This window comes from Nocardia sp. NPDC052566, assembly GCF_044547285.1.
Lineage (GTDB): Bacteria > Actinomycetota > Actinomycetes > Mycobacteriales > Mycobacteriaceae > Nocardia.
In genome coordinates, this window is sequence record NZ_JBIUAF010000005.1 from 310,622 (window position 1) to 337,256 (window position 26,635).

The window sequence follows — 26,635 nt, forward strand, 5'->3', positions numbered from 1 at the left end:
TCAGCTGCCGAGTACACGCTGGATCGCCAGGGGTGTCAACCGCACGCGCGGACGATCAGCTCGTCGCTTGCTTGCCGAGCGCATCGAGGAACAGGAGCGCACCCGTGGCGGCCACCGGGATCCCGACGACGACCGTTCCGACGACCGCGCCGATCGCGCCGAGCGCGGCGGCGGTGACCAGGCAGCCGCCGAGGAATCCCGGAATGGCGAGCGTGCCGATGGTCGGCACCGCCGCGGCCGCGCCGACCGCCAGGCCGCCCGCGACGCAGCCGACCGTCGCGCCGATGGCGGTGCCGATCAGTGCGCCGAGCGAGACGCCGAGCCCCGCCTGGGTGGAGAAGTTCATCAGGGCGGTGTTGAAGGCGGTCGACTGGGGATCGATGGCGATCTCGCGGAGGTCGGGCGCCGGTCCCTGGGCGGGTTTCGCGTGGTCGGGGGCGGTGTCCGGGGTGAGCGTGACGGTGCTGCCGTCGATCGCCGCCGCGATCGGCCAGATCGCGCCGCCGCGCTGGTAGGTGAGGGGGAGCGAGGTCACCGGCGCGCCGGTGCGGTCCTTCAGCTGGAGTTGCCCGTCGCCCGCGGTGAGCGACCCGGCATCGACGGTGAGCGTCACCGACTTGTCGACCAGCCGCAGGGTGTAGCCGATGGTTTCGGGGGCCGGATCCGCGGTGGCCGTGGCGCTCGCGATCGTCGCGATCGCGGTCACGGCCGACACGGAAACGACGGCAAGCTGCATTGCACGCATTGGGATATCTCTCGCCTTCTCGGCTCGGGCACTGTCCGCCCATGAATGAAAGGTGTTGTCCGACACCTGAAATCGGGGGGTGTCGGTCATTTGTCGGCCCCGTGGTCCGAGAAGTTCCCGCAGTGGTGCACCGATGTGAGGTGTATCACCGCATCGGTGTCGCCGGGAACTACAGGTCGTAGTTGTCCGACCAGCTGACCATGCAGCGAACAGCCATGCGGATCGGACCGCAGGGAGATTTCGGCGTCGTGGTCGAGGGCTTCGACCCCACCTCCACCGACGACGTCCGCGAGGTCAAGCGAGCGGTCTATCGGGAGCGGATCGCGCTGGTCAAGGGCGTCGAATTGGAACCGCGCCAATTGCTGGCGCTGGCGGGCGCATTCGGTACGCCGGTGCCGTACTACGAGCCGATCTACCATCACCCCGACCTGCCCGAGGTGTTCGTCTCATCGAATATCGACAGCGGGCCGCAGCGGATCGGCGTGCCGAAGACCGGGAAGTTCTGGCATTCGGACTACCAGTTCATGCCGCGCCCATTCGATCTCACCTTCATCCAGCCCAAGGTGGTGCCGACCCGCGATCGCGGCACGTATTTCATCGACCTGGCGCGTGCGCACGACGAACTCGATCCCGCGCTGCGGCGCGCGGTGGCCGGCACCACGGCGACGCACAGCGTGCGGCGGTATTTCAAGATCCGGCCGGACGACGTCTACCGGCCCATTCACGAGGTGCTGGACGAGATCGACGCCAGGACACCGCCGGTCACGCTGCCGACCATCCACGCCCACCCGCACACCGGACGGGAGGTGGTGTACATCAGCGAGGGGTTCACCACCACCATCACCGAGCCCGACGGTACCGAGCGGCCCGATCTGCTGCGTGAATTGTTCGCCGCGACAGGGCAACTCGATGACACCTTCGAACATCCGGCGATCCGGTTGCAGACCTTCGAGGCGGGCGATCTGCTGATCTGGGACAACCGCAGCCTGATCCACCGCGCACTGCACACGACGACTCCCGAACCCGCTGTGTCGCACCGCGTCACGGTGTTCGACGACGCGGGGATTCCGGCATGAGGTATCCGCACGATCCGCAGCTGCTCGCGCGGGTGCTCGACTGCTACAAGCCGCACTGCCGCTATCTGCGTGAGCTCACCGTCGAGACATCCGGCCAACATGCCTGTGCGACAGGGACATTCGAGATTCCGGAGTCCTGCTACATCGACGCGACCGGTCACCTCAACTCGGTCGAGGTGAATATCGGCTACAACCAGATGCTGTACCAGACCATCGCGGTGCTGGTGCGCCATCAGGACGGTCCGCTGTTCGACGGCTGGACCATGGACGAATTCTGGCGGCGGCAGCTGCCCGACATCCTGATCACCCGCTTCGACAGCACCTTCCGCCGTCCGATCGACCCGCGCCGGTTCCACGGCGACATCACCTTCGCGGGGTTCGAGCACCGGGTCAGCGGTGCGGACGGCACGCCGTACCTGGCGCTGGACACCGAATTCCACTGCTGGGACGACGCGGGCGGGAACTGTTCGGGCAATGCCAGGATCGCCGTCGTCGGTGCGCCGCGTCGACTGGAGGCAGTCCAGTGAGCCCGCGCACGATCACCTCGATCCTCGACGATCATGCCCGGCACCGGCCGGAGACGACCGCTATCGTCTGTGCCGGAAGGGAACTCGACTACGCGACGTTGTGCGCGGACAGCAGGCGAGTGGCCGGTGCGCTGGCCGAAGCGGGCGCGGGCGTCGGGACACGGGTGGCGTATCTCGGGACCGAATCCGTGGACTACTACCGGGTGTTCTTCGCGTGCGCACGGCTCGGTGCGGTACTGGTCCCGATCAATTTCCGGCTGACCGCGCCGGAAGTCGAACACATCCTGCGTGATTCGGCGAGCGCGCTGGTGCTCGCCGACGCGGGCACCGCCGAGATCGCACGCGCCGCCGCGCCGGAGTTGCGGATCGTCCGCATGGACGGTGCGGAGTTCAGCGGCTGGTTCGACCGACCGGCTCTCGGCGATGGGTACCCCGCGGGTCGCGACGACGCCGTGATCCAGCTGTACACCAGCGGAACCACCGGGCTGCCCAAAGGTGTCGTGCTGGCGCAGCGCAGCTTCTTCGCCATCGCGGACGCGCTTGCCGGCGCCGGACTGGATTGGATCGACTTCCGCGACGGGGACCGCAGCCTGATCGGCATTCCGGGCTTCCACGTCGGTGGCATCTGGTGGGCCATGCAGGGTTTCGCGGCGGGCGTCACCAATGTGGCGCTGCCGCGCTTCGACAGCTCGACCGCCGTCGAGGTGATCGAGCGGGCCGGGATCACCACCATGTGCGTCGTCCCGTCGATGCTGCGGTTGATCCTCGGCGAACCCGGTGCGGGGCCCGCCGCATTCCGCACCGTGCGCAAGGTCGTCTACGGCGGCTCGCCGATATCGGAAACATTACTGCGCCAGGCACTTTCGGACTTCGATGCCGAGTTCGCGCAGATCTACGGGCTCACCGAGACCGGGAACACCGCGATCTGCCTGCCGCCCGCCGACCACCTGCCCGGCACGACCCGATCGGCCGCGGCCGGCAGGCCGTATCCCGGCGTCGGCGTCAAAGTCATCGACGGGGCGGGCCAGGAGTTGCCGTCCGGCGCCGTGGGGGAGGTGTGCCTGCGCACGCCCGCCGCGATGCTCGGTTACTGGCGGCGCCCGGATGCCACCGCGGACACGCTGATCGACGGCTGGATCCACACCGGTGACGCAGGATATCTCGACGCCGACGGGTATCTGTTCATCTGCGACCGGGTGAAGGACATGATCATCGTCGGCGGGGAGAACATCTACCCGAGCGAGATCGAGCACGCGCTGGCCCGCCATCCCGCGGTGGCCGACTCCGCGGTGATCGGGGTGCCCGACGAGGCGCTCGGTGAATCGATGCACGCGTTCGTCGTCGGCAGACCCGGCCATCAGGTCACGCCACGCGAGCTCATGACGTTCTGCCGGGAACGATTGGCGCTGTTCAAGATTCCGACGCGCTTCGAACTCGTCGACCACATACCCCGCAACCCGAGCGGCAAGGTGCTGCGCAGGCGGCTGCGCGAACCGTACTGGGCGGAGCGGGAAAGGCAGGTCAACTGAACGCCATGGCGCAACCACTGACCTACGACCTGATCCGTGCCCAGGTCGCCGAACTGCTGTACCTCGAGCCCGCCGAACTCGGCGACACCGACAACCTGTTCGACGCGGGCCTCGACTCGGTGCGCCTCATCGGCCTCATCGAACGCTGGAAATCCCACGGCGCCACCGTCGGTTTCGTCGATCTGGCCGAAGCGCCGACCCTGACCGCATGGTGGCCGCTGCTCGCGCCACGGCCCGCACCGTGAGGCCGCTGACCGCGGCCCAACTCGGCGTCTGGCTCGGGCAGCAACTCGACCCGTCGTCTCCGGAGTTCAATATCGCGGAGTACGTGGACATTTCGGGTCCGGTGTCGATCGATTCGCTGGTCGCGGCCATCCGCACCGCGACCGCCGAAGCGTCGGCTTTGCACGGGCGCTTCGTCGAGACCGCCGACGGTCCGATGTGGATCGAGGGGGCGCACGCGACCGGTCGGCCTCGGGACAGCTCGGGTGCGTCGAGCGAGCCCGGCTACGCGGACCGGCCGCGCGATGCGGACGGTCCGAAACCGCTGGACGTCCAAGAGGTGTGGCGATACGCCGCGAGGCCCATGCTGGACGCCGGGACGATCGACCAAGCGGGCCCGGTCGATCCAGCACCGGGATGCGCGGTCGAGGTTGTCGACCTGACCGGCGATCCCGATCCGCTGGGTGCCGCGCGCGCCCGGATGGCCGCGGACGTCGCTGTGCCGCGAGCGCTCACCGGGTCGAATCTGTTCGCGCACATCGTGTTCCGGCTCGGCGATGTCCGCACGCTCTGGTATCACCGGGTGCACCACATTCTGCTCGACGGGTACGGTATGGCACTCATCGCCCGTCGCGTCGCCGATCTGTACACCGCCGCGCTCGCCGGGGCACCACAGCCGCCATACGCTTTCGGCTCCTGGGATGCGGTGGTTGCGGCAGATCATGCCTACACCGGATCCGCCGATATGGATCGCGACCGAGCTTTCTGGCTGGACTACTACAGGAAACGTCCTGTGCCAGTGAGCCTTTCGGGGGTGTCGAAGGGCTCGGCCCGAAAGGATGGCCGCGGGCTGGCCCTGCCGGAATCGTCGAGCCCGCAGTCCGGTCGGGACCGGCGAGCGGTTACGCCGCAAAGCGCGTCGATCGACGACGCCGGAAAGGACGGGGGTGCGGTTGCGGCATGGAGTGGGCAGCTCGCGGCAGCCGGGGAACTATCGGGAATATCGGAGGTCGAGAGCGAGGGCGGCGAGTGGCAGCGCCCGAGTCCGTCGCGGGAATCCTTGATCGCAGGACGCGCGGTCGGTCCGCTGCGTGAGTGGATGGTGCTCGAAGCGGATGTTGTCGCTGCCTTGCGCGATGTCGGTCGGGCCGCTCGGGCCAACTGGACGGAGGTGCTGACCGCGGCGATCGCCGCGTTCCTGCACCGGATGACCGGTGCGGCGGAGATCTGTCTCGCACTGCCGGTGATGCTGCGTACCGGCTCGCCCGCGTTGCGCGTTCCGTGCATGACGCTCAACGGTATTCCACTGTGGGTCGACTTCGCCGGGGCGCCGAGCCTCACCGAGGCGACCGTGCAGGTTGCCAAGCACCTGATGCGCAGCAGACGCCATCATCGCTACCGCAGTGAGCAATTGCGCCGGGACCTAGGCCTGGTCGGCAGCGACCGGCCCATGTACGGCCCCTCCGTCAACATCATGCTCTTCGACTACGACCTGCGAATTCCACACTGCACCACCACGATGCACAACGTCTCCGCGGGCATGATCGACGACCTGGTCTTCAACCTCTACGACCGCTCCGACGGCGCGGGCCCCATCCTCTACCTGGACGGCCACCCCGACGCCTACACCTCCACCGACCTCACCACCCACCTGGCCCGCTTCCGCACCTTCCTGCGCGCCCTGCTCGCCACCCCCGATCGTCCGGTTCGCGGTGCCGAGTTGCTCCTACCCGGCGAGCAAGAGTTGTTGCGCACCTGGGGAAGCGGCGCCCAACAGACCTGGCCCGAAGCCACCGTCGTCGACCTGTTCGCCAGCTGCGTCGACAGTGCGCCCGCAACCACCGCGCTTGTCGTGACCCAAGCGGACAGCGCGGTGGACGTCTCACGGCCCGCGCAGGTGCTGACCTACGGCGAGCTCGGCGCGCGGGCAGCGGTGTTGGGTTCGCTGCTTGCCGACCGGGGAGCCGGGGCTGGTCGGGTGGTCGCGGTGCTCTTGCCACGCACGGTGGACGCGATTGCTGCCGTCTTCGCGGTGCTCGGGTGCGGGGCCGCGTATGCGCCGCTGGATGCCGGGCAGCCGGATCGTCGGCTCGCGCTGTTGCTCACCGGGTTGGCGCGCGGCACGCACGGGCTCCGGTTGGCCGCCGTAATCACCACTGCGGCAATCGCTTCCCGCATTCCGGGGGAGTTCCGTGAGCTGCTGGTCATCGTCGATGGCGCCGAGAGCGCTGTGCGGCCGCGGGATAGCCGGTCCAGAACCGCCGTTGATCGGGTCGCGCGGACCATCGTCGGGTCGGGCGGTGCCGGATCGCCCGGAGCTCAGGTGGCCGCGCATGATGCGGTCGGACAGGCGAGATCCGAGGGGGCGCCGAGCTCGGCTGTTGCCGATGCGGTGGCGGGGCGGGCGCGGATTCGATCCGATCAGCCTGCGTGGCTCATCCACACGTCCGGCACCACGGGAACACCCAAAGCGGTGGTGATAACCCATGGTTCGGTGATGAATCTGTTTCAGCATCATCGGCTGCGGATGATCGAGCCGACGGTGGCGGCGCGTGGTGGGCGGCGGATGCGGGCGGCGTTGACGGCGTCGTTGTCGTTCGATACGGCGTGGGAGGGGATGCTGTGGCTGCTCGCGGGGCATGAGCTGCACCTGATAGATGACGAATTGCGCAGGGATCCGGCCGGATTGGTGCGCTATGTGCGGCGGGCAGAGATCGATTTCCTCGATGTCACACCGACTTTCGCGCGCGAGCTGCTCGGCGCGGGGCTGCTGGCGGGTGCGCGCCGACCGGGGGTGATCGCGCTCGGCGGCGAGGCGGCGGATCATGCGCTGTGGGGTGAGTTGCGTTCGGTGCCGGGGACGTCCGCCTACAACCTGTATGGGCCGACGGAGTGCACGGTCGATGCCACCTGGACGACGCTGGGGGCGCATGCCGAGCCATCCATCGGCGTGCCGATCACGAACGGGCGCTGCCTGGTGCTGGATTCGGCACTGCGGCCGGTGCCGCCCGGCGTGGTCGGCGAGTTGTATATCGGCGGTGCGCCGGTCGGACAGGGGTACCACGCGGATCCGGTGGCGACCGCGTGCCGGTTCGTGGCCGACCCGGAGGGGTCCACCGGCGCGCGTTTGTATCGGACCGGGGACCTGGTGCGGTGGAAACGGGGCGGCCATTTGGAATACCTCGGACGCGGCGACAGCCAGATGTCGTTGCGCGGGTATCGGATCGAGGTCGGCGAGGTGGAGGCCGCGCTGGTGAGCCACCCCGGCGTGGCGGCTGCGGCCGTGCGGATACATGGCGACCTGCTCGTCGCGTACCTCGTCCCCGTGCCCGCTGGATCGCGGATCGAATCCGCGCAGGTGCGGGTGTTTCTCGCCGAGCGGCTGCCCGACTACCTGGTGCCCTCGGTCTGTGTGATGCTGGATCGACTGCCGCACAATGCGAATGGCAAACTCGATCGGTCGGCCTTGCCCGCGCCGTCGGCCGCGGTGACCGCGTCGCGCCCTGCGCGCACCGCCGCTGAGCGCGAGCTGGTGAAGCTGTTCGCCGAAGCCCTGGACCGTTCCGAAGTGGGGATCGACGATGACTTCTTCGCGCTCGGCGGCCATTCGCTGCGCGCCGCGCGGGTGCTGAACGGTATCCGGGAAACCTTCGGTGTGCGCTGGGATCTGCGCGCCATGTTCGACACCCCGACCGTGGCCGGGCTCGCTGAGCGCCTGATTACCGGTGCCACTGACGAATCACCGTGGGCCGGGCTGGATCTCGCGGCCGAGGTAACTCTCGACGATACGGTGGACGCGACCCGTGCCGACCCGCCCCGCCCTCGTCCGCGCACCGTGCTGCTGACCGGTGCCACCGGGTTCCTCGGTGCCTTCCTGCTCGCCGAACTGCTCGAACGCACCGATCTGGACGTGTACTGCCTGGTCCGTGCGAACGACGATGCCGAGGCCGCGCAACGGATCCAGCGGACGTTCGACCGTTACGGCTTGAGTACGGACTCGCTGTTCACCCGGGTCACGGCACTGGCGGGGGATCTGGCGCACGCGGGGTTCGGCCTCGATCCGAGCCGCTATCACGAGCTGACCGAGCGCGTCGACCTCATCGTGCACAACGGCGCCCGCGTCCACCACTTCGAGTCCTATTCGCGGTTGCGTCCGGCGAATGTCGAAGGCACCGAACGTATTTTGCGGCTGGCGGCCACCGGGGTGCTCAAGCCGGTGCATTTCGTCTCCACCTGCGATACCGCCTGTGCGGTCGACGGTAATCCGCCCGTCCTGACCGAGGATCGGCGAGTCGGTGCAACCTCGCTGCCGCACAACGGATATGTCGCGAGCAAATGGGTCGCCGAAGGGTTGGCCTACCTCGCGGCGACGCGCGGGGTACCGGTTTCGGTATACCGCCCGGGCCGCGTCGGCGGGCATTCGGCGACCGGTGCCATCGGCCCCGACGACGCGTTCTGGAGTCTGATCAGGGCGATGGTGCTGACCGAGGCCGTCCCCGGCGACGTCTACGAGCACGCCGCCGTCGACATGGTCCCGGTGGATTGGGCCGCCGCCGCCATCGTGCGCTTGATGACGCACGAAACCAGCGGGCGCACATACCATTTGACCGCCCGTGCGCCGCTCGCCTTCGCCACGGTTGTCGACGGCCTTCGGGCACGGGGCTTTCCGATCGCCACGGCCTCGTCGAGCGAATGGCAAGCGCGCCTGACAACTCAGGCCGAACAGGCCGACGCGCAGGGCGACCATTCCCTCACCATCGCCCGCGCCCACACCGCCCATCTCGGCCCGAGCGCGGCGCGTGTGCGATTCGGTCGTGACAACACCGTGGCGGCACTCGCGAACGCGCCACTGCCACCACCGGATTCGAGCGCCGCGCTGGTCGCGGGCATCGACCACCTCATTCGGATCGGCTTCCTGCCCGCAGCGCCGGAGGCATCAGTATCGAAAGGCTGCTCATGAAACGTGCCGTCGCACTGGTCGCGGGTGTACTCGCCATCGCGGGGTGCTCGACCACGGTCACGGAATCGACGACCGGGTCCACCACCGCCGCCGCGACCGAAGGCGTTACGAAATACCCACTCACCCTGGATAATTGCGGCACGGTCGAGAGTTTCTCCGGTGTGCCGAAGCGTGTCGTCGTGATGAACGGCGGGTCCATCGGCGAGGTGTCGTCGCTCGTCGCCCTCGGTGTCGCCGATCGGGTGGTGGCCAACGCCCAGTCCTATGGTGTCTCGGACGTGCCGGGCCGCGCGACCGCCATCGACGCACTGCCGACCGGTGGCATCACGCCGAACAATCAGCAGGACATTCCGCGCGAGGCGATGCTCGCCCAGCGGCCGGATCTCGTGATCTCCACCGGCGGTGGCGGTTTCGCCGCCGACTACGGCTACGCCACCCGAGCCGATCTCACTGCGGCAGGCGCGAATTCCTATGCGCCGCGGGCGAACTGCGGCATCACCGGCGCGGTCAGCGGCACCCCGACCATCGAGGACAGCTACGCCATGCTGCGCGATTTCGGCACCATCTTCGATGTGCCAAGCCGCGCCGACAAGCTCATCGCCGAATCGAAACGCAAGATCGCCGAGAGTGCGTCCCACGTCACCGGCCAGCCGAAGAAGAACGTGCTGATCGTCTTCCCCGGCATGGGTATGGGCGACTCCTCGGACTTCTCCGCCATCGCCGCCGACGGCATCTGGAACGACATCCTCGGCAAGGCGGGCGCGGTCAACCCGTTCGCCCGCACCGACGGCACCACCTTCGTCACCCTCAGCAAAGAACAGCTGGCCGCCACCCCCATCGACGGCCTCATCGTCGTGAACTACCGCAACCCCGACATCGACGCCGCCGCCCGCCGAATCCTGGACCAATTTCCGCAATGGGCCGCCACCAAGACGAAAAACTATGCGGTCCTGTCGGATTCGATCTACCTGGGCCCCAGCAACGACATAGCGGTCGACAAAATCGCCCGCCTCGTACACCCCGGACAGTTCTGACATGGTCGCCCGAGACCCCGCTGCCACCCTGACCGACTCGGAGTGCACCAACCGAGCCCGCCTCGTCCCTGGACATTCGCCGGGGCGAGGTGCCGATGCGGCGAAGCAGGACGACGGCGCTGGGCGGACGGAGGGCCGAGCGGGGCGATGGCGCAGGGGGAGGGAGGCGCGGGCGAGGAAGGAGCGCGCTCGTGCGCCGTGGGCGGCGCTTCCGTTGCCGCTGCTGCTTACCGTCGCGGTGGCGCTGCTGGCGGTGGTGATGGTGGTCGCCGTGGGGGCAGGTGCCGCGACGGTCTCCGTAGCCGATACCGCCCGTGTGATCGTTGCCCACTTGTCCGGTAAGACAGCGGATGTCGGGTTCACCGTCGATCAGATCGTGTGGCAGTTCCGGCTGCCCCGGGTGATCCTGGCCGCGCTCGTTGGTTGCGGATTGGCTATCTCGGGCGTGATTCTGCAAGCGCTGGTGAACAATCCGCTGGCCGACCCGTACGTGCTCGGCGCATCGTCCGGCGCGTCGCTGGGGGCGGTGCTGGTGATCGTCACGGCGGGTGGTGCTCTCGGTGGTGTCGGAGTGTCGACCGCCGCGTTCATCGGTGCGATGGCGACGATCGCGGTGGTGTTCGTGCTCGGTCAGCACCGCGGCACCGTCGTGCCAACCCGCCTGGTTCTGGCCGGTGTCGCCATCGGCTATCTCTTGCTCGCCGTCACCAACTACCTTCAGTTACGGGCGTCGCCGAATGAGCTACGGGCGGTGCTGTTCTGGACAATGGGCAGCGTCGCGGGTGCGAGCTGGGATCGGCTCGGCCCGGTGACACTGGTGGTCTTGCTGACGGTGGCCTTCATCCTTGCTTTCGGTCGGCGACTCAACGTGCTCGCCACCGGGGACGAGCAAGCCACCGCCCTCGGCGTCGATGTACGCCTGCTGCGCATCACACTGCTCGTGCTGACCTCGCTGCTGACCGGTGTGCTGATCGCCGCGGCAGGTGGAATCGGCTTCGTAGGGTTGATGATTCCGCATGTGGTCCGCCTCGCCTTCGGCGTCGACCACCGCCGTGTACTACCACTGTCCGCCTTGCTCGGGGCGGCGTATCTCGTGGCGGTCGACCTACTTTCGCGCACCGTCGATGCCCCGAACGAACTACCGCTCGGCATCTTCACCGCCGCGTTCGGCGCGCCGTTCTTCCTGTGGTTGCTTCGTCGCAATGGGAGTCAGACATGAGGTATGCCGAAGTCCGCTTGCGGATCTGCGCACCCGCCAGTCCGGGCTGTCGCCGCAGTGACCGGGGCTGGGCATGACGCGCGCTGAATTTCCTACGCCGGCAGTGCGTCCCCGTGCGGACACTCGCGATATCGCGTACGCCGAATTATCCATCCACGGAGTGCATCTCAGCTTCGGGAACACCCGGGTACTCGACGATGTCGGCTTGCATGCACCACCGGGAGCGGTGGTCGGCGTGGTCGGCCCGAACGGCAGCGGCAAGACCACCCTGCTGCGCACGATCTACCGATCATTGCGTCCCGACTGCGGCGCGGTGCTGATCGATGGCGCCGACATCAGCGGACTCACCGCACGCACGGCCGCCCGCACGACGGCCGCCGTACTCCAAAATGGCACCGGCGCACCGGAACTCACCGTCGCCGAATTGGTCGGCCTCGGCCGCAACCCGCACCACGCGCTGTTCAGTCGCGACACCGCCGCCGACCGTGCGGCCATCGCCGACGCCATGGCACGCACCGGCGTCACCGGCTACGCGCAGCGCCACGTTGGCTCGCTCTCCGGCGGCGAACGCCAACGCGTCCTGCTCGCCCGAGCACTCGCCCAGCAACCACGCCTGCTCGTCCTCGACGAGCTCACGAACCATCTCGACGTCCGAGCCCGCTTCGAACTCCTCGACCTCGTCCGCTCCACCGGCATCACCACCCTCGCCGTCCTGCACGAGCTGGACCTGGCCGTCCGCTACTGCGACCACCTCGTGGTCATGGACAGGGGCCGCGTCACCGCCGCAGGCGAGGTACTCGAGGTCATGACCCCCGCCCTACTCCGCGGCAACTTCGGCGTCACCGCCACCGCCGAACGCCACCCCGACGGCATCATCCGCCTGCACTACGCCGCCAACCCCCTGGCTCCCTAACCCCCGCACACCTGCTGGTTCCCGCGCACCAACTTGCCGAGCGACGCGCGGAGCTCCAGACTCAACCGTTGAGGACGGGCTTTCCGTCGACGGACGGCCTGGTTCTGTGCGCGTGGTAGAAGCGGAATGCGATGAGGCCGATGACGAGTAGGGCCGTCGATGTGCCGGTCACCCAGCCGATGCGGATCGGTCCGTGCCAGAACGTGCCCGGCGCCCCGACCAGCCATCCACCGGCCGCGAGTCCTAGTAGCAGCCAGGGCATGAGGTTCGTGAGCGTGCGGCCGATCGAGGCGGTCACTGCGACGATCGGCAGCGCCGAGGCCAGCCATACGGTGGCACTGATCGCCATCACCAATAGGCCCATGAGCGCGAAGACCTCGACGATATCGGCGATCGCTCCGGCGTGCAGGTATGCGCGCGTGTGTGCCGCGGCGGCGTACTCGCAGCCGACGGCTCCGACGACGGTAACGGTGATGAACAAGAATCCGCGCGCCGCTTTCCGCACCGCGCGTGCCGCAATCGTCAAAGATCTGGCGAGGGTGCGGGCGGTATGAACGGCAATTGCCCAGAGATAGGTGGCGATATAGATCGTGAACTCGGCTATCTCGATGGCAATCGCAATGGCGCCGTTGATGATCAGATATCCTGCGGCGACCGCGCCATCGATGAGAAATGCGCCGATCAGAACGCAAGCGCGGGCGAGTTGCACGACGAAAATCGCGACCGCGCGCTCGATACCCGCGAACCCACCCGGTGCGCGCGGTGCATCCGGCATCTCCGGACCGTGCCACGGAACTGGGCGTGGGCGCTCGAATCGCCTGCGTGCCAGCTCTGTTCCGGTTGTTTCCTCGAAGGCGCTGATGACTCCGCCGAACAGTGCGGCAACGAAACCGAGTCCGAGCAGTAGTGCCGCGGCAAGTAGCGGAACCAGGGTGATCAGCCCGGCGCCGCGAAGGAGCGGCCACAGCACGCATGCCCCGATTGCCCAGGCAAAACAGCTGGACACCAGCATGTCTCGCCGTTGGCACGCCGATTCTACGGTATGTAGCGTGGCGGTAACCGCGAAAAGCACGGCTACCGAGATCAGCAGGATCGCCGAAACGATCGAGAAAACTCCGCCGCGTCCGTAATGAGCGAACAGCGCGGCCACGACGGCGCACAGCCACGTGACGGACATGAACGTGGCATTCGTCTCGTAATTGCGCAATAGATCGCCGGTCAGATAGGCGGCGGCAGCGGTATAGATCAGGAACACCGGAATGAGGCTGTTGTTGGTCGCTGCCAGGTAGAAGAGACCGCACGCGGCGAAAAAGGCGGCGATGCCTGCCCAGTTTCGCGCCGTACTCGTCGATGTGGTCACATGCAATCCGTGATCGCGACAGTACAGGTCGATGGGCAGAATGGAACTCGTATCGCACGGAATGATATGACAACCGGATCGGAAGGCGAGTGGTTCCTCGTCGCCGAGGCGTACCAACCAGAAGTCGCTGTCCCGCAATCGCCGACGGTTGCCACGGTAAGTGGACATATCCAAGCCTGGCACGAAAACCTGCGGTACTGAGCGATAGGAATCAGATGGGGGGATATCGACGACGACTTGGGTACTTGATGAAACCTGGTCCCGGTTTGTGACCGAGCGGTCAGCCGTTGGCGGCGCGCTTGCCGCCGAAACGGCTTGCGGCGATGAGGTCTTCGCGGGCGCGGGCGACGCGGGAGCGGACGGTGCCGACGGGGCAGCCGCAGACGGTGGCGGCCTCGGCGTAGGAGAGGCCGAGGATTTGGGTGAGCACCAGCGCTTCCCGGCGTTCGGGGGCGAGATCGTCGAGCAGCATGTTGAGTTCGACGATCTCGGTGGGGCCGTGGTGACGCGGGGTCTGGCCGTCGGCCGCCGCGACCCAGTCGACGCCGTGCGCGATGCGCGGCCTGGCCACCGCCATCCGCACCTGATCGACGACGACGCGGCGCGCGATGGACAGCAGCCAGGTGCGTGCGCTCGCGCGGCCCTCGAAACGTTTGATGCTGCCGAGCGCGCGCAGGTAGGTCTCCTGCGTCAGATCGTCGGCACGCGACACCTCGGTCAGGTGGGCCAGCAATCGCCACACATCACCTTGGGTGGCTCGAATGAATCCTTCGAGGGCCCGGCGATCTCCGCGGGCCGCGGCGAGAGCTAGCCGGGTCGTCTCGTCATCCTCGGCGGGCGTCGGCATGGCGTCGACAATAACTGGTTGCCGCGGCGGGAGCGACGGGGCCCGGAGGCGGCAGCTTGCGTAACCACGGAGGGCCACCGCGGACGCCGCCAAGAAAACACAGCCCGCGGGAACTTCGGGCCGCGTCCACACGACAATTTAGACGTGGAGTGCAAAGTGTGCCGGACGGCGCTGTCGGCCCGGATCGACGGCGAGCGTGAGACCGTCCCCGCGGCCAGGGTGGACGAGCATCTGGAGCAGTGCGCCGCCTGTTGTGCCTGGTACGCGGTGGCGGTGGAGACGACGGCGCGGCTGCGCGGCGCGTCGTCCTATGCGCCCGACCTCACCGACGCGATCTTCGCGGCCGCCGAGCTGGAACGTCCGCGCCGCTCGCTCGCCGCACTGTGGCGCATCCCACGTCCGATCGCCCGGCTCGCGTGGACGCGGGTGCTGCTCGGTGTGCTGGGGATCGTCCAGTGTGTGCTCGCGCTCGGCCAGGTCGGCGGCGTCGACTTCGGCATGAGCCATCACGGCGCGGAGATGACCCAGCATCTGCTCAACGAGAGCACCGCGTGGAGCCTCGCGATCGGCATCGGCTTCATCTACTGCGCGCTGCGCCCCGTCGCGACCGCGGGCGTGCTGCCGGTGCTCGGCGTGCTGGTCGCCGCGCTCACGGTGTTCGTCATCGGCGATCTGAGCGAGGGCGTTGTCCCGGTCTCGCGGGTCATGTCCCACGGCGTGCTCGTCGTCGCGCTGGTGCTGGTCGCCGTCGTTCATCGCACCCGGCGGCCGCGGCCCGCGCCGCCGAGCCGCGACAGCCTCACCGAACCCACCGAGCTGGTGCTGCCGCCCGGCGCCCGCCTCGGCCGCCGCACCGGCCATCTGCGGTCCATGCAGGACCCCGCCGCCTGACCTCGCGCACGACTCCCGCCGCCTGATCGAACGGAATCATGACAACCGACACCATCGATGCCGCCGTCCGCACGGAACCGGCCCGCATCTCGCTGAACGTCTCCGGAATGAGTTGCGCCGCTTGCGCGACCAGGGTGGAGCGCAAACTCAACAAGGTCGACGGCGTCACCGCGTCGGTGAACTACGCCACCGGCGTCGCCACCATCGACGCCGCCGACGGAGTGACGTCCGAACAGCTTTGCGCCGAGGTGGTGTCCGCCGGATATGGCGCGCAACCGGTTTCGGATACGCCGGGCCCGGTCGACTCCGCGCCCGAGGACGCCGCCGTGCGAGATCTGTTCCGCCGCTTGGTGGTAGCGCTCGTGCTGTTCTTCCCGCTGGCGGATCTCTCGGTGATGTTCGCCACCGTGCCCGCCACCCGCATCACCGGCTGGCAGGTGATCCTGACCGTGCTCGCGCTGCCGGTGGTGGTGTGGTCGGCGGCGCCGTTCCATCGCCGCGCCTTGGCGGGTGCGAGAAACTTTGCCGCGAGTATGGATACGCTCGTCTCGGTCGGCGTGCTCACCGCGACGCTGTGGTCGCTGGACACCATGTTCCTGCAACCCGAGCGCGTCGAGTCCGCACCCGACGGTGTGTGGAACGCGATCTGGTCCAGCGATTCGATCTACCTCGAGGTGGCCGCGGGCGTCACCGCGTTCGTGCTCGCCGGACGGTATTTCGAGGCGAAGGCCAAGCGCTCGGCGGGCAGTGCGCTGCGTGCGCTCGCCGCGCTCGGCGCGCGCGAGGTGACGGTGCTGACCAGGGGTGATCGCGAAATGCGGGTCCCCATCGGCGAACTCGTCGAGGGACAGCGCTTCGTGGTGCGGCCGGGGGAGACCATCGCCGCGGACGGCCTCGTCGTCTCCGGCGAATCCAGCGTCGACGCCAGCGCGATGACCGGCGAATCACTGCCGGTCGACATCGGGCCCGGTATGGAGGTGATCGGCGGCACCACCGCGCTGACCGGGCGGCTGATCGTCGAGGCCGCCGCGGTGGGCGCGGACACCAAGCTCTCCGGCATGATCCGGCTTGTCGAGCAGGCGCAGACCGGCAAGGCGCGCATGCAGCGCGTCGCCGATCGGGTCTCGGCGGTGTTCGTACCGTTCGTGTTCGCCGTCGCCGCAGGCACTTTCGCGGTCTGGGCGCTCACCGGCTCCGGTGCCGACCGTGCGGCCGCGGCCGCGCTCGCGGTGCTCGTCGTCGCGTGCCCGTGCGCGCTCGGGCTCGCCATTCCGACGGCGCTGATGGTGGCGTCCGGGCGCGGCGCGCAGCTCGGCATCTTCATCAAGGGGCATCAGGCACTGGAGGCCACCCGCGATGTCGACACGGTGGTGCTCGACAAGACCGGCACCGTCACCGAGGGCGCGATGAGCGTGGTCTCGGTGATCGTGGACAGCGCGTTCGCCGAGGCCGAAGTGCTGCGCCTGGCCGGTGCGGTGGAATCGGCCTCCGAACATGCCGTCGCCGCGGCGATCGCCCGGCACGCCGCGGCCGCGTTCGACGAGCTGCCACAGGTCGAATCGTTCACGGCGCTACCGGGATTGGGTGCGCGCGGCCTGGTCGACGAGCGCACGGTCACGGTGGGCAGGCTGCGCCTGTTCGAGGACATCCAGGTGCCGCAGGCGATGAAATCCGCGGTGCGCGAACAGGAACGGGCCGGGCGGACCGCGGTGCTCGTGGTCGTCGACGGCGCCGTCGCCGCGGTGATCGCGGTCGCCGACACCGTCAAGGCCACCGCAGCGGACTCTGTCGCGCGGCTGCACAAGCTCGGCCTGCGTGTGCTGATGTTCACCGGCGACAACGCCTACGCGGCGCAGACGGTCGCCGACGAGATCGGCATCGATGAGGTTGTCGCCGAACTGCTTCCGGAGGGCAAGGTCGAGCTGATCGCCGCCATGCAGGAGCAGGGCAGGCGCGTGGTGATGGTCGGCGACGGCATCAACGACGGCGCCGCGCTGGCCACCGCCGATCTCGGCATGGCCATCGGCGCGGGCACCGATGTGGCGATCGCGGCCGCCGATGTGATCCTGGTGCGCGAGGATCTCGGCGCGGTGGCCGATGCCATCGAGCTGGCGCACGCGACGCTGCGCACCATCAAGGGAAACCTGGTGTGGGCCTTCGGATACAACGTGGTCGCCATCCCGATCGCGGCGCTCGGCTGGCTGAACCCGCTCATCGCGGGCGCGGCCATGGCGTTCTCCTCGTTCTTCGTCGTCTCGAACAGCCTGCGGCTGCGGCGGGTTCGGCTGGAACGTTAGCGGCGCGACCGCGCGAGCTGTTCCAGCATCGCGTTGTAGGCGGCGAGTTCGGAGTCGCCGTAGGAGTCGTCCTTGCGGTCGGTGCGCACCGCGGTGCGCCGGTCCTGCGCCACCCACTGGCTCAGCAGCGCACCGACCACGAGCAGGACGGGGACTTCGCCGGACACCCAGGCGATGCCGCCGCCCATCCGCTGATCCGCGAGCAGGTCGAGATGCCACGGCAGGTCGAGCTGGCTGTAGAAGCGGTCGCCGATCACCGAGGTCATCGACATCACGGCCACGCCGAAGAAGGCGTGAAAAGGCATGATCGCGAACAACATGCCGAGCCTGCCGAGATGGGGGAGCCTGCGCGGTCCCGGATCTATGCCGATGATGCCCCAGTAGAACAGGTAGCCGATGATCAGGAAGTGCACGTTCATCAGCACGTGCCCCCAGTGATAGCGGATCAGGCCTTCGAACACGGGCGTGAAATACAGGCCGTACAGCGAGATCACGAACGCCGAAAGCGCCGTCGCGGGATGGGCGATGATCGCGGTCGGCCGGGAGTGCAGGATGGACAGGATCCATTCGCGCACACCGGGAATCGTGTCGCGGGCGGCGGCGGGGACCGCGCGCAGCAGCAGCGTCATCGGCGCGCCGAGCACGAGCAGCACCGGGATGAACATATTCAGCAGCATGTGCTGGAGCATGTGGAAGCTGAACATGCCGTAGCCGTAGGCGCTCAGCCCCGACGAGGTCGAAATCAGCAGCACCACACAGCCGGTCAGCCACGACACCGTGCGCCACGGCGACCATTCGTCGCCGCGGCGGCGTAGCTTGACGACACCCATCGCGTACAGCGCGATGCCCGCGAGCGCGGCGGTGCCGAGCACCATGTCGAAGCGCCAGAACGTGATCAGCCGCGCGACGGTGGGGGCATCGGGCAGGTCGAAGCCGAGGAACACCTGCTGGGCGGTGAACGTGCGATCGGCGAAGGCGGGAGCCGGTTGCACCGCCATGGCCACCATGGCGACGTGCGCGAGCACGGCGAGCGCGCCGGCGACGGTGAGTGTTCGCGCGTTCGGGGTACCGCGCACCAGGAGCGCGATACCGGCCGCCGCCGCGATCACCACCAGTGCGAGGCGTCCGTATCCCGTGGTCAGCACCGCCGACCACGGCAGCAGCACGAGGACGAGCACCAGCCCGCTGAACGCCGCGGCGATCAGGCACAGCCGGGTGATGGTCACCGCGCGCCGGATCGCGGCCGCCGCCGGTTCGCCGCCGCGGCGCGCGTGCGCGGCCACGCACCACAGCAGTCCGGGCAGTACGGAGGCGGCGATCTGGAAGAGGATCATCGCACCGGTGCCGTAGTCGTGATTCGGTCCCTCACCGGCATTGCCGACCATCGCCGGCGGCAGCACCGCCAGACCGGCGAGTACGAGCAGCACCACCGATCCGTTCCAGGACAACGTCATTCGGGTACCGAGCGCGACGATACCGGCCAGCGCCGCGACCACGATCCAGGCCCGCGGCTTCTCGCTCGCGTCGACCAGCGCACCGAGCGCGCCGAGCCGGAACAGCGCACCGGTCGTCATGCCGCCCGCCTGCGCCGCGGCCACCGGGATCAGCGCGAGCGCCGACACCAGCCAGACGACGCTCGCGCGTTCGGCGATCCGGACACCGGCATACCCGTCCACGTCGACGCGGCCCTTGGTGATCGCGGTACAGCAGATCGCGTAGACGAGCGCACCGAGCGTCAGCGCGCCCGCCACCTCGGCGACCACCCGCAGCAGTACGAAACCGAGCGCGTCCGCGAGTCCCGGATACGCCGTACCGGCCAATCGATAGGGCGTCTCCCCGGAGGCCACCACCGATCCGATCACGAGCGCCAGCGAAACAACCGCCGCACCCAGCCAGACGAATCGGTCGGTCGAGCGCGTCACCTGCACGTTGTTTGCCACCATCCTCGCAACCGGATCCTCGTGCCCGCACGAAACGAACAGCATTCGACCACACGTCGGATCCGGAACCGGGGAAGTTCCCGCCACCCACCGTGCGGTGTGTCACAGTGGGCCGGATGTGTCAGGGCGTCAGTCGGTAGGTGACCGAGTCGCGAGCGGTGAAGCCCGCGCGCTGGTAGAGCCGGTTCGCCGCTTCGCGTTCGGGGCGGGAGGTGAGGTCGACCGTGCGCGCGCCTGCTCGGCGGGCGATGTCGACGGCGGCGCGGGTGAGCTCGAACGCAATGCCCTTGCCGCGGGCGGATTCGTCGACGACCACGTCTTCGATGCGTGCTCTGATACCGGTCGGGATCGCATACGTGACGAGGGTGAGCATGCCGACGATGTGCTCGTCGGACGACGCGAGGAGCAATGTCGTGGATTCGGACTCGATGAGCGTCGCCAGCGTTTCGACGGTGAGGGGTGCGGCGGTGGTCGAGAGCTGGCGAACGAGAGCCGTCACTGCGCGTGCGAGGTCCGGTGTGGCGTCGAGTGCTGTCGAGATCCGGATGTCGGCCATCCGCACAACGTAATCGACGGGCGATCCTAGGACGACGGGGGCGCGTGTCGGACAAGGGAACTGACCTATCGTGGCACAGGGAATCACATTCGAAGACAGACAGGCGGCGAGATGCGGGCGATCGCGTTCAACGAATTCGGCGGGCCAGAAGTATTGCAGGTGGTGGACATTCCCGTTCCCGAACCGACCGGTGCCGAGGTGCGGGTCGCGGTGCGCGCGGCGGGCGTGAATCCGGCCGACTGGAAGATCCGCTCGGGCGCACTGGTTTTCGGTACGCCGACGTTCCCGCAGTTTCCGGGCGGCGAGATCGCGGGAGTGGTCGACGCGGTGGGGCCGGAGGTCACCGATCTGGCCGTCGGTGACGAGGTATTCGGTTGGGCGCGTGCGGGTTACGCCGAGTACGCACTGGCGACCGAGCTGGCGAAGAAGCCGGAGGGGCTGTCCTGGGTGGATGCCGTATCCCTTCCGGTGGCGGTGAGCACCGCCGCCAAGGTTCTCGACCTGCTGAAGTTGCAGCCGGGGGAGACCGTGCTGCTCAACGGCGCCTCCGGCGCGGTGGGTTCGATGGCGGTCCAGCTGGCGGTGGCCGACGGCGTCACGGTGATCGGCACCGCATCGGCGGGCAATCAGGACATCGTCCGCGGCTTCGGCGCTGTTCCGACCACCTACGGTGACGGCCTCGCCGACCGCGTCCGCGCACTGGCCCCCGCGGGCATCGACGCGGTCTTCGACGCCGCGGGCCACGGCTTCCTGCCGGTCGCGATCGACCTGCGCGGTGGCACCGACCGCATCGTCACGATCGTCGACCCGGCGGCCACCGACCTCGGCATCGCCTTCCCCACCGGCGGTGGCGGCCCCCGCCCCACCGCCCTCGCCCACCAGGTCGCCCAGCGCCTCGCCACTGGCGAATTCCACCTCCCCGCCCCGGCCCGCACCTTCCCCCTCGACCAAGCCGCCGCCGCCCAGCAGGAAAGCGAAACCGGCCGCACCCCAGGCAAAGTAGTCCTCACCCTCACCTGAGGCTCGCCGAGCGCAGTCGAATGGCCCTCCGACACGCCGTATCAAGGGGCCATTCGACGGCGCTCGGTACATCCGTTCGCCTATTGTTTTGCGGCTTCGCGGACTTCGGGGTCGGGGTCTGCGGCGAGGCGGGTGCGGAGGCGGCGGGCTTCGGCGCCGCGGTATGTGCGCAAGGCCACGGCGAGGGCGTTGCGGACTTCTGGGTTGGGGTGGGCGATGAGGTGGGCGATGTCCGCGACGTCGCCGCGGCTTCTGCCGGCGAGTCCGTAGAGTGCATCGATGAGGTCGTCGTCGTTATCGGCGCTGCGTAATTGTTGCAGGAGTTGAGGTTTCGTCAGGGGTGGTGGGTCGATGGGGTATCGGCGGCGCAGGTCGGCGGCCTTGAACTCGCCACGCCCCAGGCACGCCGGACACGCGCAGGGTTGGCGGCCATGCGCATCCGGGCGGTATCGCCACCCTGTCACCTGACGCACGTGCCGAACCCGATGAAGCTCGGCGGGCGCGATCGCGCGGGGCACAACGATCTCGTACCCGCGTGCGTCCTCCGCGCGCATGATGACCGAAACAGCCTCGGCCGCAGTCATTTCCGCGCCAGCGTCGCGATAATGTCCGACGAGGACCGTCTCATCGTCCGGTATACGGAAATCCACCGCGACGAACAACCGTTGCCCACCCCGCCGCAACTCCCGCAGCCACTGATGTGACAACACGTACGACGGCATCACCGGCAGACAGAACACCCCGCGCCGGTATCCGCTCACCGCGATCCCCGCTCGGCGAATCCGCCGCGCGTTCTTCTCGGGCGTCAGATGCACGAGCAGCGCCACGGCACGATCCTAGTAGGTCTACCTCACCAGCGACGCGGCAACTCGGACCGGACCCTCGGGATACCTCGCAGAGCGTAGGAGGCGAATCAAACCGACCTTTCGGCATACCCTCGACCCTGTGCCTCGTATGAACGCCGATATCGGATGAGTCAGATCCTGAGCCTGGAGCAGGAGGCGCGGCTGCGAGAGAGTATCGGGCGGCAAACGCTGCTCACGACATTGGGGATTCGGATCGCGAGCCTGGGGGCCGGGCGGGTGGTGCTCGAGCTCCCGTTTCGGGACGAACTGTGCCAGCAGAACGGGTTCGTGCATGCCGGGGCGATTACTACGATGGCCGATTCGGCATGCGGGTACGCGGCGATGTCGTTGCAGCCGCTCGATCACGACGTCCTCAGTGTCGAGTTCAAGGTCAATTTCATGAGTCCGGCTGTGGGGCAGCGCTTTCAGGCCGTGGCCACCGTGGTCCGCGCGGGTCGCACGCTGACGGTCTGCAATGCGGAAGTGATCTCCGACCGTGACGCCACCCGGCCCATCGCACTCATGCAAGCGACTCTCATGGCAATTCCCTCGCCCGCGGAGTGAACCGGCGGTGCCTGCGCGTCGTCTATCGATCAGGGGGTTCGCGCAGGAGGAATCATGTCCACTCCACTCCGTCGGCGCACACGGTTCGCCCAGGCCGCCTGCGTCACCGCGGTTGCCGCGTTCGCGGTCGCCTGCGGCTCGTCGACCGGTGACAAGATGCCGGAGGCGGTCAGCACGCAGATCACCATCGCCGAATTCCATTTCCAGCCGCCCGCTTCCGTCGCGCCGGGTGCGAAGATCACCATCCGCAACCAGGATCGGGTCGAGCACAGCGTGACCTCCGATGCCGCGGGGCTCTTCAGCACCGACGTCGAAGGCAACGAGACCGCCACCTTCACCGCGCCGTCCACGCCCGGCGAATTCACCTTCTTCTGCAAATATCACCCGGCGATGCGCTCGACCTTGATCGTCAAGTGACTTCACCGAGCTGCCACGCGCGGTTCACGGCGGGTTATTTCGCGCCGCTAGCGTCGATGACGGGCGGAAGGAGGCGGCGTGGAGTTGCGGCATCTGGTCTCGTTCGTGGCCCTGGCAGAGGAGTTGCACTTCGGGCGGGCGGCGCGGCGGCTGCATCTGACCCAGCCGAGTTTGAGCGCGCAGCTGCAGCGGTTGGAGAAATCGCTTGGCGTGCAACTCGTTTCGCGCAACTCGCACGAGGTGGCACTGACCGCCGCCGGGCGGGAGCTGGAGAGTCACGCACGGGTGATCGTCGCACAGCTGGAGCGGGCGACGCGGCTGGTCAGGGCGACGGCCGAGGGGCGAACCGGTGCGGTGAACGTCGGCTACAACCTGCCCGCCAGCAAGCATGTGCTGCCGGACGCGCTGGCCAGGATGACCGGCACGCATCCCGATGTCGCGGTGTCGCTGTGGGAGAAGCGGACCGGGCCGCAGCTGGCGGCGCTCGCGGACGGTTCGCTCGATATCGCGCTGGTCTACGGTCATCCGAGCACCACCGAGTTCCGGTATCGGCGGCTGTTGCATCGGGTGCCGATGGTGGCGGTGGTCGGGCGCAGGCATCGCTGGGCGGACCGGTCCGGCGTGCGCTTCGCGGAGCTGGCCGAGCAGGAGTGCGTGCTGTTCGCGCGTGAGCAGTGCCCGGCGATGTACGACACCATCGTGCACGCCGCCGCGGACAGCAAGATCTCGCTGCGGGTCGCGCACACCGCCGACGACCCCGGCGCGACCGCGCATCTGGTCTCGGTGCGGCCGCTGGTCGGTTTCGCGTCGTTGACCAGGGCGATCTCGATGGGTGTCGGCGTGCCGGGCAGCGGCACGGTCGCGGTCAAACTGTTCGACCCGGTGCCGACGCTCGACCTGTACGCCGTCTGGCGCGCGACCGAGTCGAACCCCGCCGTGGCCGCATTCCTGGCCTGTCTGGAACCCACCGCGGTGCCTATTTGAGTCCGGAGCGGACGAAGGCGTTCACGATGTGGCGTTGCAACAGCAGATAGAGAGCGAGGACCGGCAGGCAGGCGAGACCCGCGACGGCCATCATCGGACCCCACTGGTCGCCCTCGGTGCCCATGAAACTGCGCAGGCCGAGTTGCAGGACGCCGTTGGATCGGCGCAAAACCACTGCGGGCCAGAAGTATTCGTTCCACGCGTTGATGAACAGCAGGATGGCGAGCGCGGCGAGCGCCTGGCGCAGGTTGGGGACGACCACCGTCCACAGAATCGACCAGGAGGAGCGCCCGTCGATTTTCGCGGCGGCCACGAGTTCCTTCGGGAAGCTCGCCATGTGCTGGCGCAGCAGCAGGACCGCGAGCGCCGAGCACAGCGTCGGCAGGACGACGCCGACCAGCGAATCGATGAGTCCGAGCCGGGTGAGCAGCACGTAGTTGGGCAGCATGGTCACCTGGAAAGGGACCAGCCAGGTGCCGACAAAAGCGAGATACAGCAGGCGCTGGCACGGGAAGGTGTACATCGCGAAGGCATAGGAGGCGAGCAGCGCGATGAGGAGCTGACCCGCGGCCGACAGGGTGGCGACGAGGAAGGTGTTGCCGAGCAACCCCGCGATGTCGACCTTTTCGGCGGCGTCCGCATAGTTGGCCGGCGAGATCGGCCACGGGAACGGCGACAGCGACGTGACATCCTCCGGCCTGCGCAGCGAGGTCGCGAACAGCCAGTAGATCGGGAAGGCGCACACCACCGCGGTGCCGGCGAGCAGCAGGTGACTGCCCGCCGCGCGGATTCGCTCAATCATCATGGAAGGCAACCTTTTCCGAGAACCACACCAGCAATCCGGCGACCGTGCCGAACCCGGCGAACAGCAGCACGCCCGCGGCGGCGCTGAGCCCGGCGTCGAAGCTGTGGAAGGCGTAATCCCACAGCAGGTAGTAGATATTGGTGGTCGCCTGTGCGGGGCCGCCCTGTGTCATGGTGTCGATGAGCGGGAACGTCAGTGTCGGGCTGAGCAATACGGTGGTCAGCACCAGGAACAGCAGCGTCGGCGAGAGCAGCGGCAGGGTGATCCAGCGGCGGATCTGGCTCGGCGTCGCGCCGTCGACGCGCGCCGCCTCGTCGTAATCGCCACTGATACCGGCCAATCCGGCCCACACCACGAGTACCGCGAACCCGAGCAGCTGCCAGCCGGTGATCACGATGATCACCCCGTGCGCGGTGGTGGCGTCGTAGACCCAGTTGCGGTCGGAATCGAGTGCGCGATCGACGATGCCGCCGCCGGGATGCAGCAGCCAGCGCCACACCGCGGCGGCGGCCACCGGCGCGACCAGGAACGGCGCGAAGATGAAGGCCTGGTAGATGGTTCGGGCCCGGCCGGTGACCCGGCGTCCGGCCAGCGCGATCAGCAGCGGAAGCACGACGGTGAACGGCAGCATGCCCGCGATCAGCACGCCGGTCCGGCCGAGCGAATCCCAGAATGCCGGAAGCTGGAGCAGCCGTTCGTAATTGGCCGTCCCGACCGGTCGCATCGGCGCGGTCGGCAGCAGATTCCAGGAGTAGGTGGACAATTCGAGCGCTTGCAGCAGGGGCCGATACGTCCACACCACCAGCAGTGCCAGCGCAGGAGACAGGTAGAGGTACGGCACGATGCCACGGCGGAACCGAGCGAGGCGTGACGGCCGGGCGGCCACGGCGGGCACCGTGACCGTCTCGGGTAGGTCGACGACGAACACCGCGGTCACCGGTATTCCGCTGCCAGCGCGGCCAATTGATCGAGCACCTCGCGCTCGGGCCGGTCGTAGACCGCCGGGGCCGGTGTCGCCTCGATCGCGGTGGCGATCAGCGTGGCGCCGAGCAGATCGATGCGGGTGTAGCCGAAACCGGCGAGCCCGCGCTGGCGCCCGGCCGGCGCCAGCGGATCGATCCGGTAGGACAGCGCGGGCCCGATCCAGACCGGGACACCGGCGAACGAGGCGCTCGCGGTGAGGTGGTTGTGGCCGCACACGATCATCCGCACATCCGTTCCCGCGAGGACGGTTTCGAGTAGTTCGGGCCGCTGGAGGCGGAGGAATTCCGTGGTGGCCAGCGGTGAGCGGATCGGTGGATGGTGCAGGACGAGCAGGGTGCCGCGCGGCGCGGGGTGGCGCAGCTGATCGGCGAGCCAGTCGAGTTGCCCCGGCGTCAGCCAGCCGTCGTGGCGGCCGGGCATGGTGCTGTCCAGTGCGATGATCCGCAGTCCGCGCACGTCGACGACGCTGTCGTGCGGTGCCGACGGGTCCTCGTCCGGCCCTCGATCGAGCAGCTCCGCGCCGAAAGCCGTTCGCTCGTCATGGTTTCCCATCACGTACACCAGCCGTGCGCCGAGCGCGGCCGCCGCCGGTTCCATCGCCGCGCGCAGCCGCCGGTACGCCGCCGGTGACCCGCTGTCGGCCAGATCCCCGGAGAGCACAAGCGCGTCGACAGGCTGCCCGGCAGCGAGGATCTGGGCGAGTACCAGCGTCAAGTTGGCGTAGGTGTCCACCGCGCCATGCACCAACTCGCCCTCGGTACGCAGATGCGTATCGGTCAGCTGCACGATCGTCAAGTCGCTCAGGCCCGCATCGCCGCGGCGGTCGGGCCGCACGGCGCGTGCGGTATCGCAGGCTCGCTCGTTCATGCCCACCCCTCGCTCACGAACAGCCTCGGCATG

23 protein-coding genes are annotated in these 26,635 nt (G+C 68.3%); 14 read left to right on the forward strand and 9 right to left on the reverse strand.

Translation table 11 applies throughout. The features are described from left to right. Positions 1-55: 55 nt before the first annotated feature. A complete protein-coding gene (locus ACIG5A_RS26350) occupies positions 56-706 on the reverse strand; it encodes a hypothetical protein (RefSeq protein ID WP_397244562.1) in 651 nt (216 codons plus the stop codon). 221 nt (positions 707-927) lie between these two features. On the opposite strand from ACIG5A_RS26350, the gene ACIG5A_RS26355 reads away from it, so the two are divergent. The 8 genes from ACIG5A_RS26355 (at position 928) to ACIG5A_RS26390 (ending at position 12,225) form a co-directional block, all read left to right on the forward strand. Then, the gene (locus ACIG5A_RS26355) at positions 928-1,821 is read left to right on the forward strand and encodes a TauD/TfdA dioxygenase family protein (RefSeq protein ID WP_397244564.1); all 894 of its coding nucleotides are present in this window, start codon (positions 928-930) and stop codon (positions 1,819-1,821) included. Beyond that, a complete protein-coding gene (locus ACIG5A_RS26360) occupies positions 1,818-2,348 on the forward strand; it encodes an FcoT family thioesterase (RefSeq protein WP_397244566.1) in 531 nt (176 codons plus the stop codon). Before ACIG5A_RS26355 ends, ACIG5A_RS26360 begins: the two co-directional genes overlap by 4 nt. Then, on the forward strand, positions 2,345-3,877 hold the full coding sequence (locus ACIG5A_RS26365; RefSeq protein ID WP_397244568.1) for a long-chain-fatty-acid--CoA ligase: 1,533 nt from the start codon (positions 2,345-2,347) through the stop codon (positions 3,875-3,877). Before ACIG5A_RS26360 ends, ACIG5A_RS26365 begins: the two co-directional genes overlap by 4 nt. A gap of 5 nt (positions 3,878-3,882) precedes the next feature. After that, complete coding sequence (locus ACIG5A_RS26370; protein WP_397244571.1) at positions 3,883-4,122, forward strand: phosphopantetheine-binding protein; 240 nt, start codon at positions 3,883-3,885, stop codon at positions 4,120-4,122. Beyond that, entirely contained in the window at positions 4,086-9,059 is a 4,974-nt protein-coding gene (locus ACIG5A_RS26375; RefSeq protein ID WP_397244574.1) for a thioester reductase domain-containing protein, read from the forward strand. The genes ACIG5A_RS26370 and ACIG5A_RS26375 overlap by 37 nt, the downstream gene beginning before the upstream one ends. Further along, entirely contained in the window at positions 9,056-10,093 is a 1,038-nt protein-coding gene (locus ACIG5A_RS26380; protein ID WP_397244576.1) for an ABC transporter substrate-binding protein, read from the forward strand. Before ACIG5A_RS26375 ends, ACIG5A_RS26380 begins: the two co-directional genes overlap by 4 nt. Before the next feature lie 214 nt (positions 10,094-10,307). After that, entirely contained in the window at positions 10,308-11,312 is a 1,005-nt protein-coding gene (locus tag ACIG5A_RS26385) for a FecCD family ABC transporter permease (RefSeq protein ID WP_397244578.1), read from the forward strand. 103 nt (positions 11,313-11,415) lie between these two features. After that, a complete protein-coding gene (locus ACIG5A_RS26390) occupies positions 11,416-12,225 on the forward strand; it encodes an ABC transporter ATP-binding protein (protein ID WP_397244580.1) in 810 nt (269 codons plus the stop codon). A 61-nt stretch (positions 12,226-12,286) separates the two neighbouring features. Here ACIG5A_RS26390 and ACIG5A_RS26395 read toward each other — a convergent pair whose 3' ends face one another. Together ACIG5A_RS26395 and sigC are read right to left on the reverse strand one after the other, a co-directional pair. Beyond that, positions 12,287-13,585, reverse strand: coding sequence for a hypothetical protein (locus ACIG5A_RS26395; protein WP_397244582.1), 1,299 nt, complete (start codon positions 13,583-13,585; stop codon positions 12,287-12,289). A gap of 280 nt (positions 13,586-13,865) precedes the next feature. Continuing rightward, positions 13,866-14,432, reverse strand: a complete 567-nt coding sequence (sigC, locus tag ACIG5A_RS26400) for an RNA polymerase sigma factor SigC (protein WP_397244585.1) — start codon at positions 14,430-14,432, stop codon at positions 13,866-13,868. Positions 14,433-14,576: 144 nt separating this feature from the next. On the opposite strand from sigC, the gene ACIG5A_RS26405 reads away from it, so the two are divergent. Beyond that, entirely contained in the window at positions 14,577-15,323 is a 747-nt protein-coding gene (locus ACIG5A_RS26405) for a zf-HC2 domain-containing protein (protein WP_397244587.1), read from the forward strand. Positions 15,324-15,361: 38 nt separating this feature from the next. Then, positions 15,362-17,620 (forward strand): heavy metal translocating P-type ATPase, encoded by a 2,259-nt coding sequence (locus tag ACIG5A_RS26410; RefSeq protein WP_397244589.1) that lies wholly within the window; start codon positions 15,362-15,364, stop codon positions 17,618-17,620. Here the strand turns inward: ACIG5A_RS26410 and ACIG5A_RS26415 are convergent. Both ACIG5A_RS26415 and ACIG5A_RS26420 read right to left on the reverse strand, forming a co-directional pair. After that, on the reverse strand, positions 17,617-19,563 hold the full coding sequence (locus ACIG5A_RS26415; RefSeq protein ID WP_397244591.1) for a cytochrome c oxidase assembly protein: 1,947 nt from the start codon (positions 19,561-19,563) through the stop codon (positions 17,617-17,619). The genes ACIG5A_RS26410 and ACIG5A_RS26415 overlap by 4 nt on opposite strands. Positions 19,564-19,681: 118 nt before the next feature. Next, positions 19,682-20,116 (reverse strand): GNAT family N-acetyltransferase, encoded by a 435-nt coding sequence (locus tag ACIG5A_RS26420; RefSeq protein ID WP_397244593.1) that lies wholly within the window; start codon positions 20,114-20,116, stop codon positions 19,682-19,684. Between the two features lie 111 nt (positions 20,117-20,227). Here ACIG5A_RS26420 and ACIG5A_RS26425 point away from each other — a divergent pair, with 111 nt between their 5' ends. Then, positions 20,228-21,136 carry an NADP-dependent oxidoreductase gene (locus ACIG5A_RS26425; RefSeq protein ID WP_397244595.1) on the forward strand — a complete coding sequence of 303 codons (909 nt, stop codon included), beginning with the start codon at positions 20,228-20,230 and terminating at the stop codon, positions 21,134-21,136. Between the two features lie 80 nt (positions 21,137-21,216). Here ACIG5A_RS26425 and ACIG5A_RS26430 read toward each other — a convergent pair whose 3' ends face one another. Then, positions 21,217-21,963, reverse strand: coding sequence for a HEAT repeat domain-containing protein (locus tag ACIG5A_RS26430; RefSeq protein ID WP_397244597.1), 747 nt, complete (start codon positions 21,961-21,963; stop codon positions 21,217-21,219). A 144-nt stretch (positions 21,964-22,107) separates the two neighbouring features. Between ACIG5A_RS26430 and ACIG5A_RS26435 the strand changes: the two genes are divergently transcribed. The 3 genes from ACIG5A_RS26435 to ACIG5A_RS26445 all read left to right on the forward strand — a co-directional run bounded on the left by ACIG5A_RS26435 (position 22,108) and on the right by ACIG5A_RS26445 (position 23,946). After that, complete coding sequence (locus ACIG5A_RS26435) at positions 22,108-22,545, forward strand: PaaI family thioesterase (RefSeq protein ID WP_397244600.1); 438 nt, start codon at positions 22,108-22,110, stop codon at positions 22,543-22,545. Positions 22,546-22,599: 54 nt separating this feature from the next. Next, on the forward strand, positions 22,600-22,962 hold the full coding sequence (locus ACIG5A_RS26440) for a cupredoxin domain-containing protein (protein ID WP_397244602.1): 363 nt from the start codon (positions 22,600-22,602) through the stop codon (positions 22,960-22,962). A 78-nt stretch (positions 22,963-23,040) separates the two neighbouring features. After that, positions 23,041-23,946, forward strand: coding sequence for a LysR family transcriptional regulator (locus ACIG5A_RS26445; RefSeq protein ID WP_397244604.1), 906 nt, complete (start codon positions 23,041-23,043; stop codon positions 23,944-23,946). On the opposite strand, the gene ACIG5A_RS26450 is transcribed toward ACIG5A_RS26445, so the two are convergent. From ACIG5A_RS26450 to ACIG5A_RS26460, 3 genes are read right to left on the reverse strand one after another with little or no spacing between them, the layout of a single operon-like run. Beyond that, positions 23,939-24,751: a carbohydrate ABC transporter permease gene (locus ACIG5A_RS26450; RefSeq protein WP_397244606.1), complete on the reverse strand. Its 813-nt coding sequence runs from the start codon at positions 24,749-24,751 to the stop codon at positions 23,939-23,941. The two genes, ACIG5A_RS26445 and ACIG5A_RS26450, sit on opposite strands and share 8 nt — an antisense overlap. After that, complete coding sequence (locus ACIG5A_RS26455; protein ID WP_397245904.1) at positions 24,741-25,679, reverse strand: carbohydrate ABC transporter permease; 939 nt, start codon at positions 25,677-25,679, stop codon at positions 24,741-24,743. Before ACIG5A_RS26455 ends, ACIG5A_RS26450 begins: the two co-directional genes overlap by 11 nt. Before the next feature lie 5 nt (positions 25,680-25,684). Then, on the reverse strand, positions 25,685-26,539 hold the full coding sequence (locus tag ACIG5A_RS26460) for a metallophosphoesterase (RefSeq protein ID WP_397245906.1): 855 nt from the start codon (positions 26,537-26,539) through the stop codon (positions 25,685-25,687). Between the last annotated feature and the right edge of the window lie 96 nt (positions 26,540-26,635).

What these genes read in the sequence shown, in the direction of transcription:
- ACIG5A_RS26360 (WP_397244566.1), top strand. Translation starts at nt 1,818, where the DNA reads ATGAGGTATCCGCACGATCCGCAGCTGCTCGCGCGGGTGCTCGACTGC.
- ACIG5A_RS26370 (WP_397244571.1), top strand. Translation starts at nt 3,883, where the DNA reads ATGGCGCAACCACTGACCTACGACCTGATCCGTGCCCAGGTCGCCGAA.
- ACIG5A_RS26375 (WP_397244574.1), top strand. Translation starts at nt 4,086, where the DNA reads ATGGTGGCCGCTGCTCGCGCCACGGCCCGCACCGTGAGGCCGCTGACC.
- ACIG5A_RS26380 (WP_397244576.1), top strand. Translation starts at nt 9,056, where the DNA reads ATGAAACGTGCCGTCGCACTGGTCGCGGGTGTACTCGCCATCGCGGGG.
- sigC (WP_397244585.1), bottom strand. Translation starts at nt 14,432, where the DNA reads ATGCCGACGCCCGCCGAGGATGACGAGACGACCCGGCTAGCTCTCGCC.
- ACIG5A_RS26410 (WP_397244589.1), top strand. Translation starts at nt 15,362, where the DNA reads ATGACAACCGACACCATCGATGCCGCCGTCCGCACGGAACCGGCCCGC.
- ACIG5A_RS26415 (WP_397244591.1), bottom strand. Translation starts at nt 19,563, where the DNA reads ATGGTGGCAAACAACGTGCAGGTGACGCGCTCGACCGACCGATTCGTC.
- ACIG5A_RS26420 (WP_397244593.1), bottom strand. Translation starts at nt 20,116, where the DNA reads ATGGCCGACATCCGGATCTCGACAGCACTCGACGCCACACCGGACCTC.
- ACIG5A_RS26425 (WP_397244595.1), top strand. Translation starts at nt 20,228, where the DNA reads ATGCGGGCGATCGCGTTCAACGAATTCGGCGGGCCAGAAGTATTGCAG.
- ACIG5A_RS26435 (WP_397244600.1), top strand. Translation starts at nt 22,108, where the DNA reads ATGAGTCAGATCCTGAGCCTGGAGCAGGAGGCGCGGCTGCGAGAGAGT.
- ACIG5A_RS26440 (WP_397244602.1), top strand. Translation starts at nt 22,600, where the DNA reads ATGTCCACTCCACTCCGTCGGCGCACACGGTTCGCCCAGGCCGCCTGC.
- ACIG5A_RS26450 (WP_397244606.1), bottom strand. Translation starts at nt 24,751, where the DNA reads ATGATGATTGAGCGAATCCGCGCGGCGGGCAGTCACCTGCTGCTCGCC.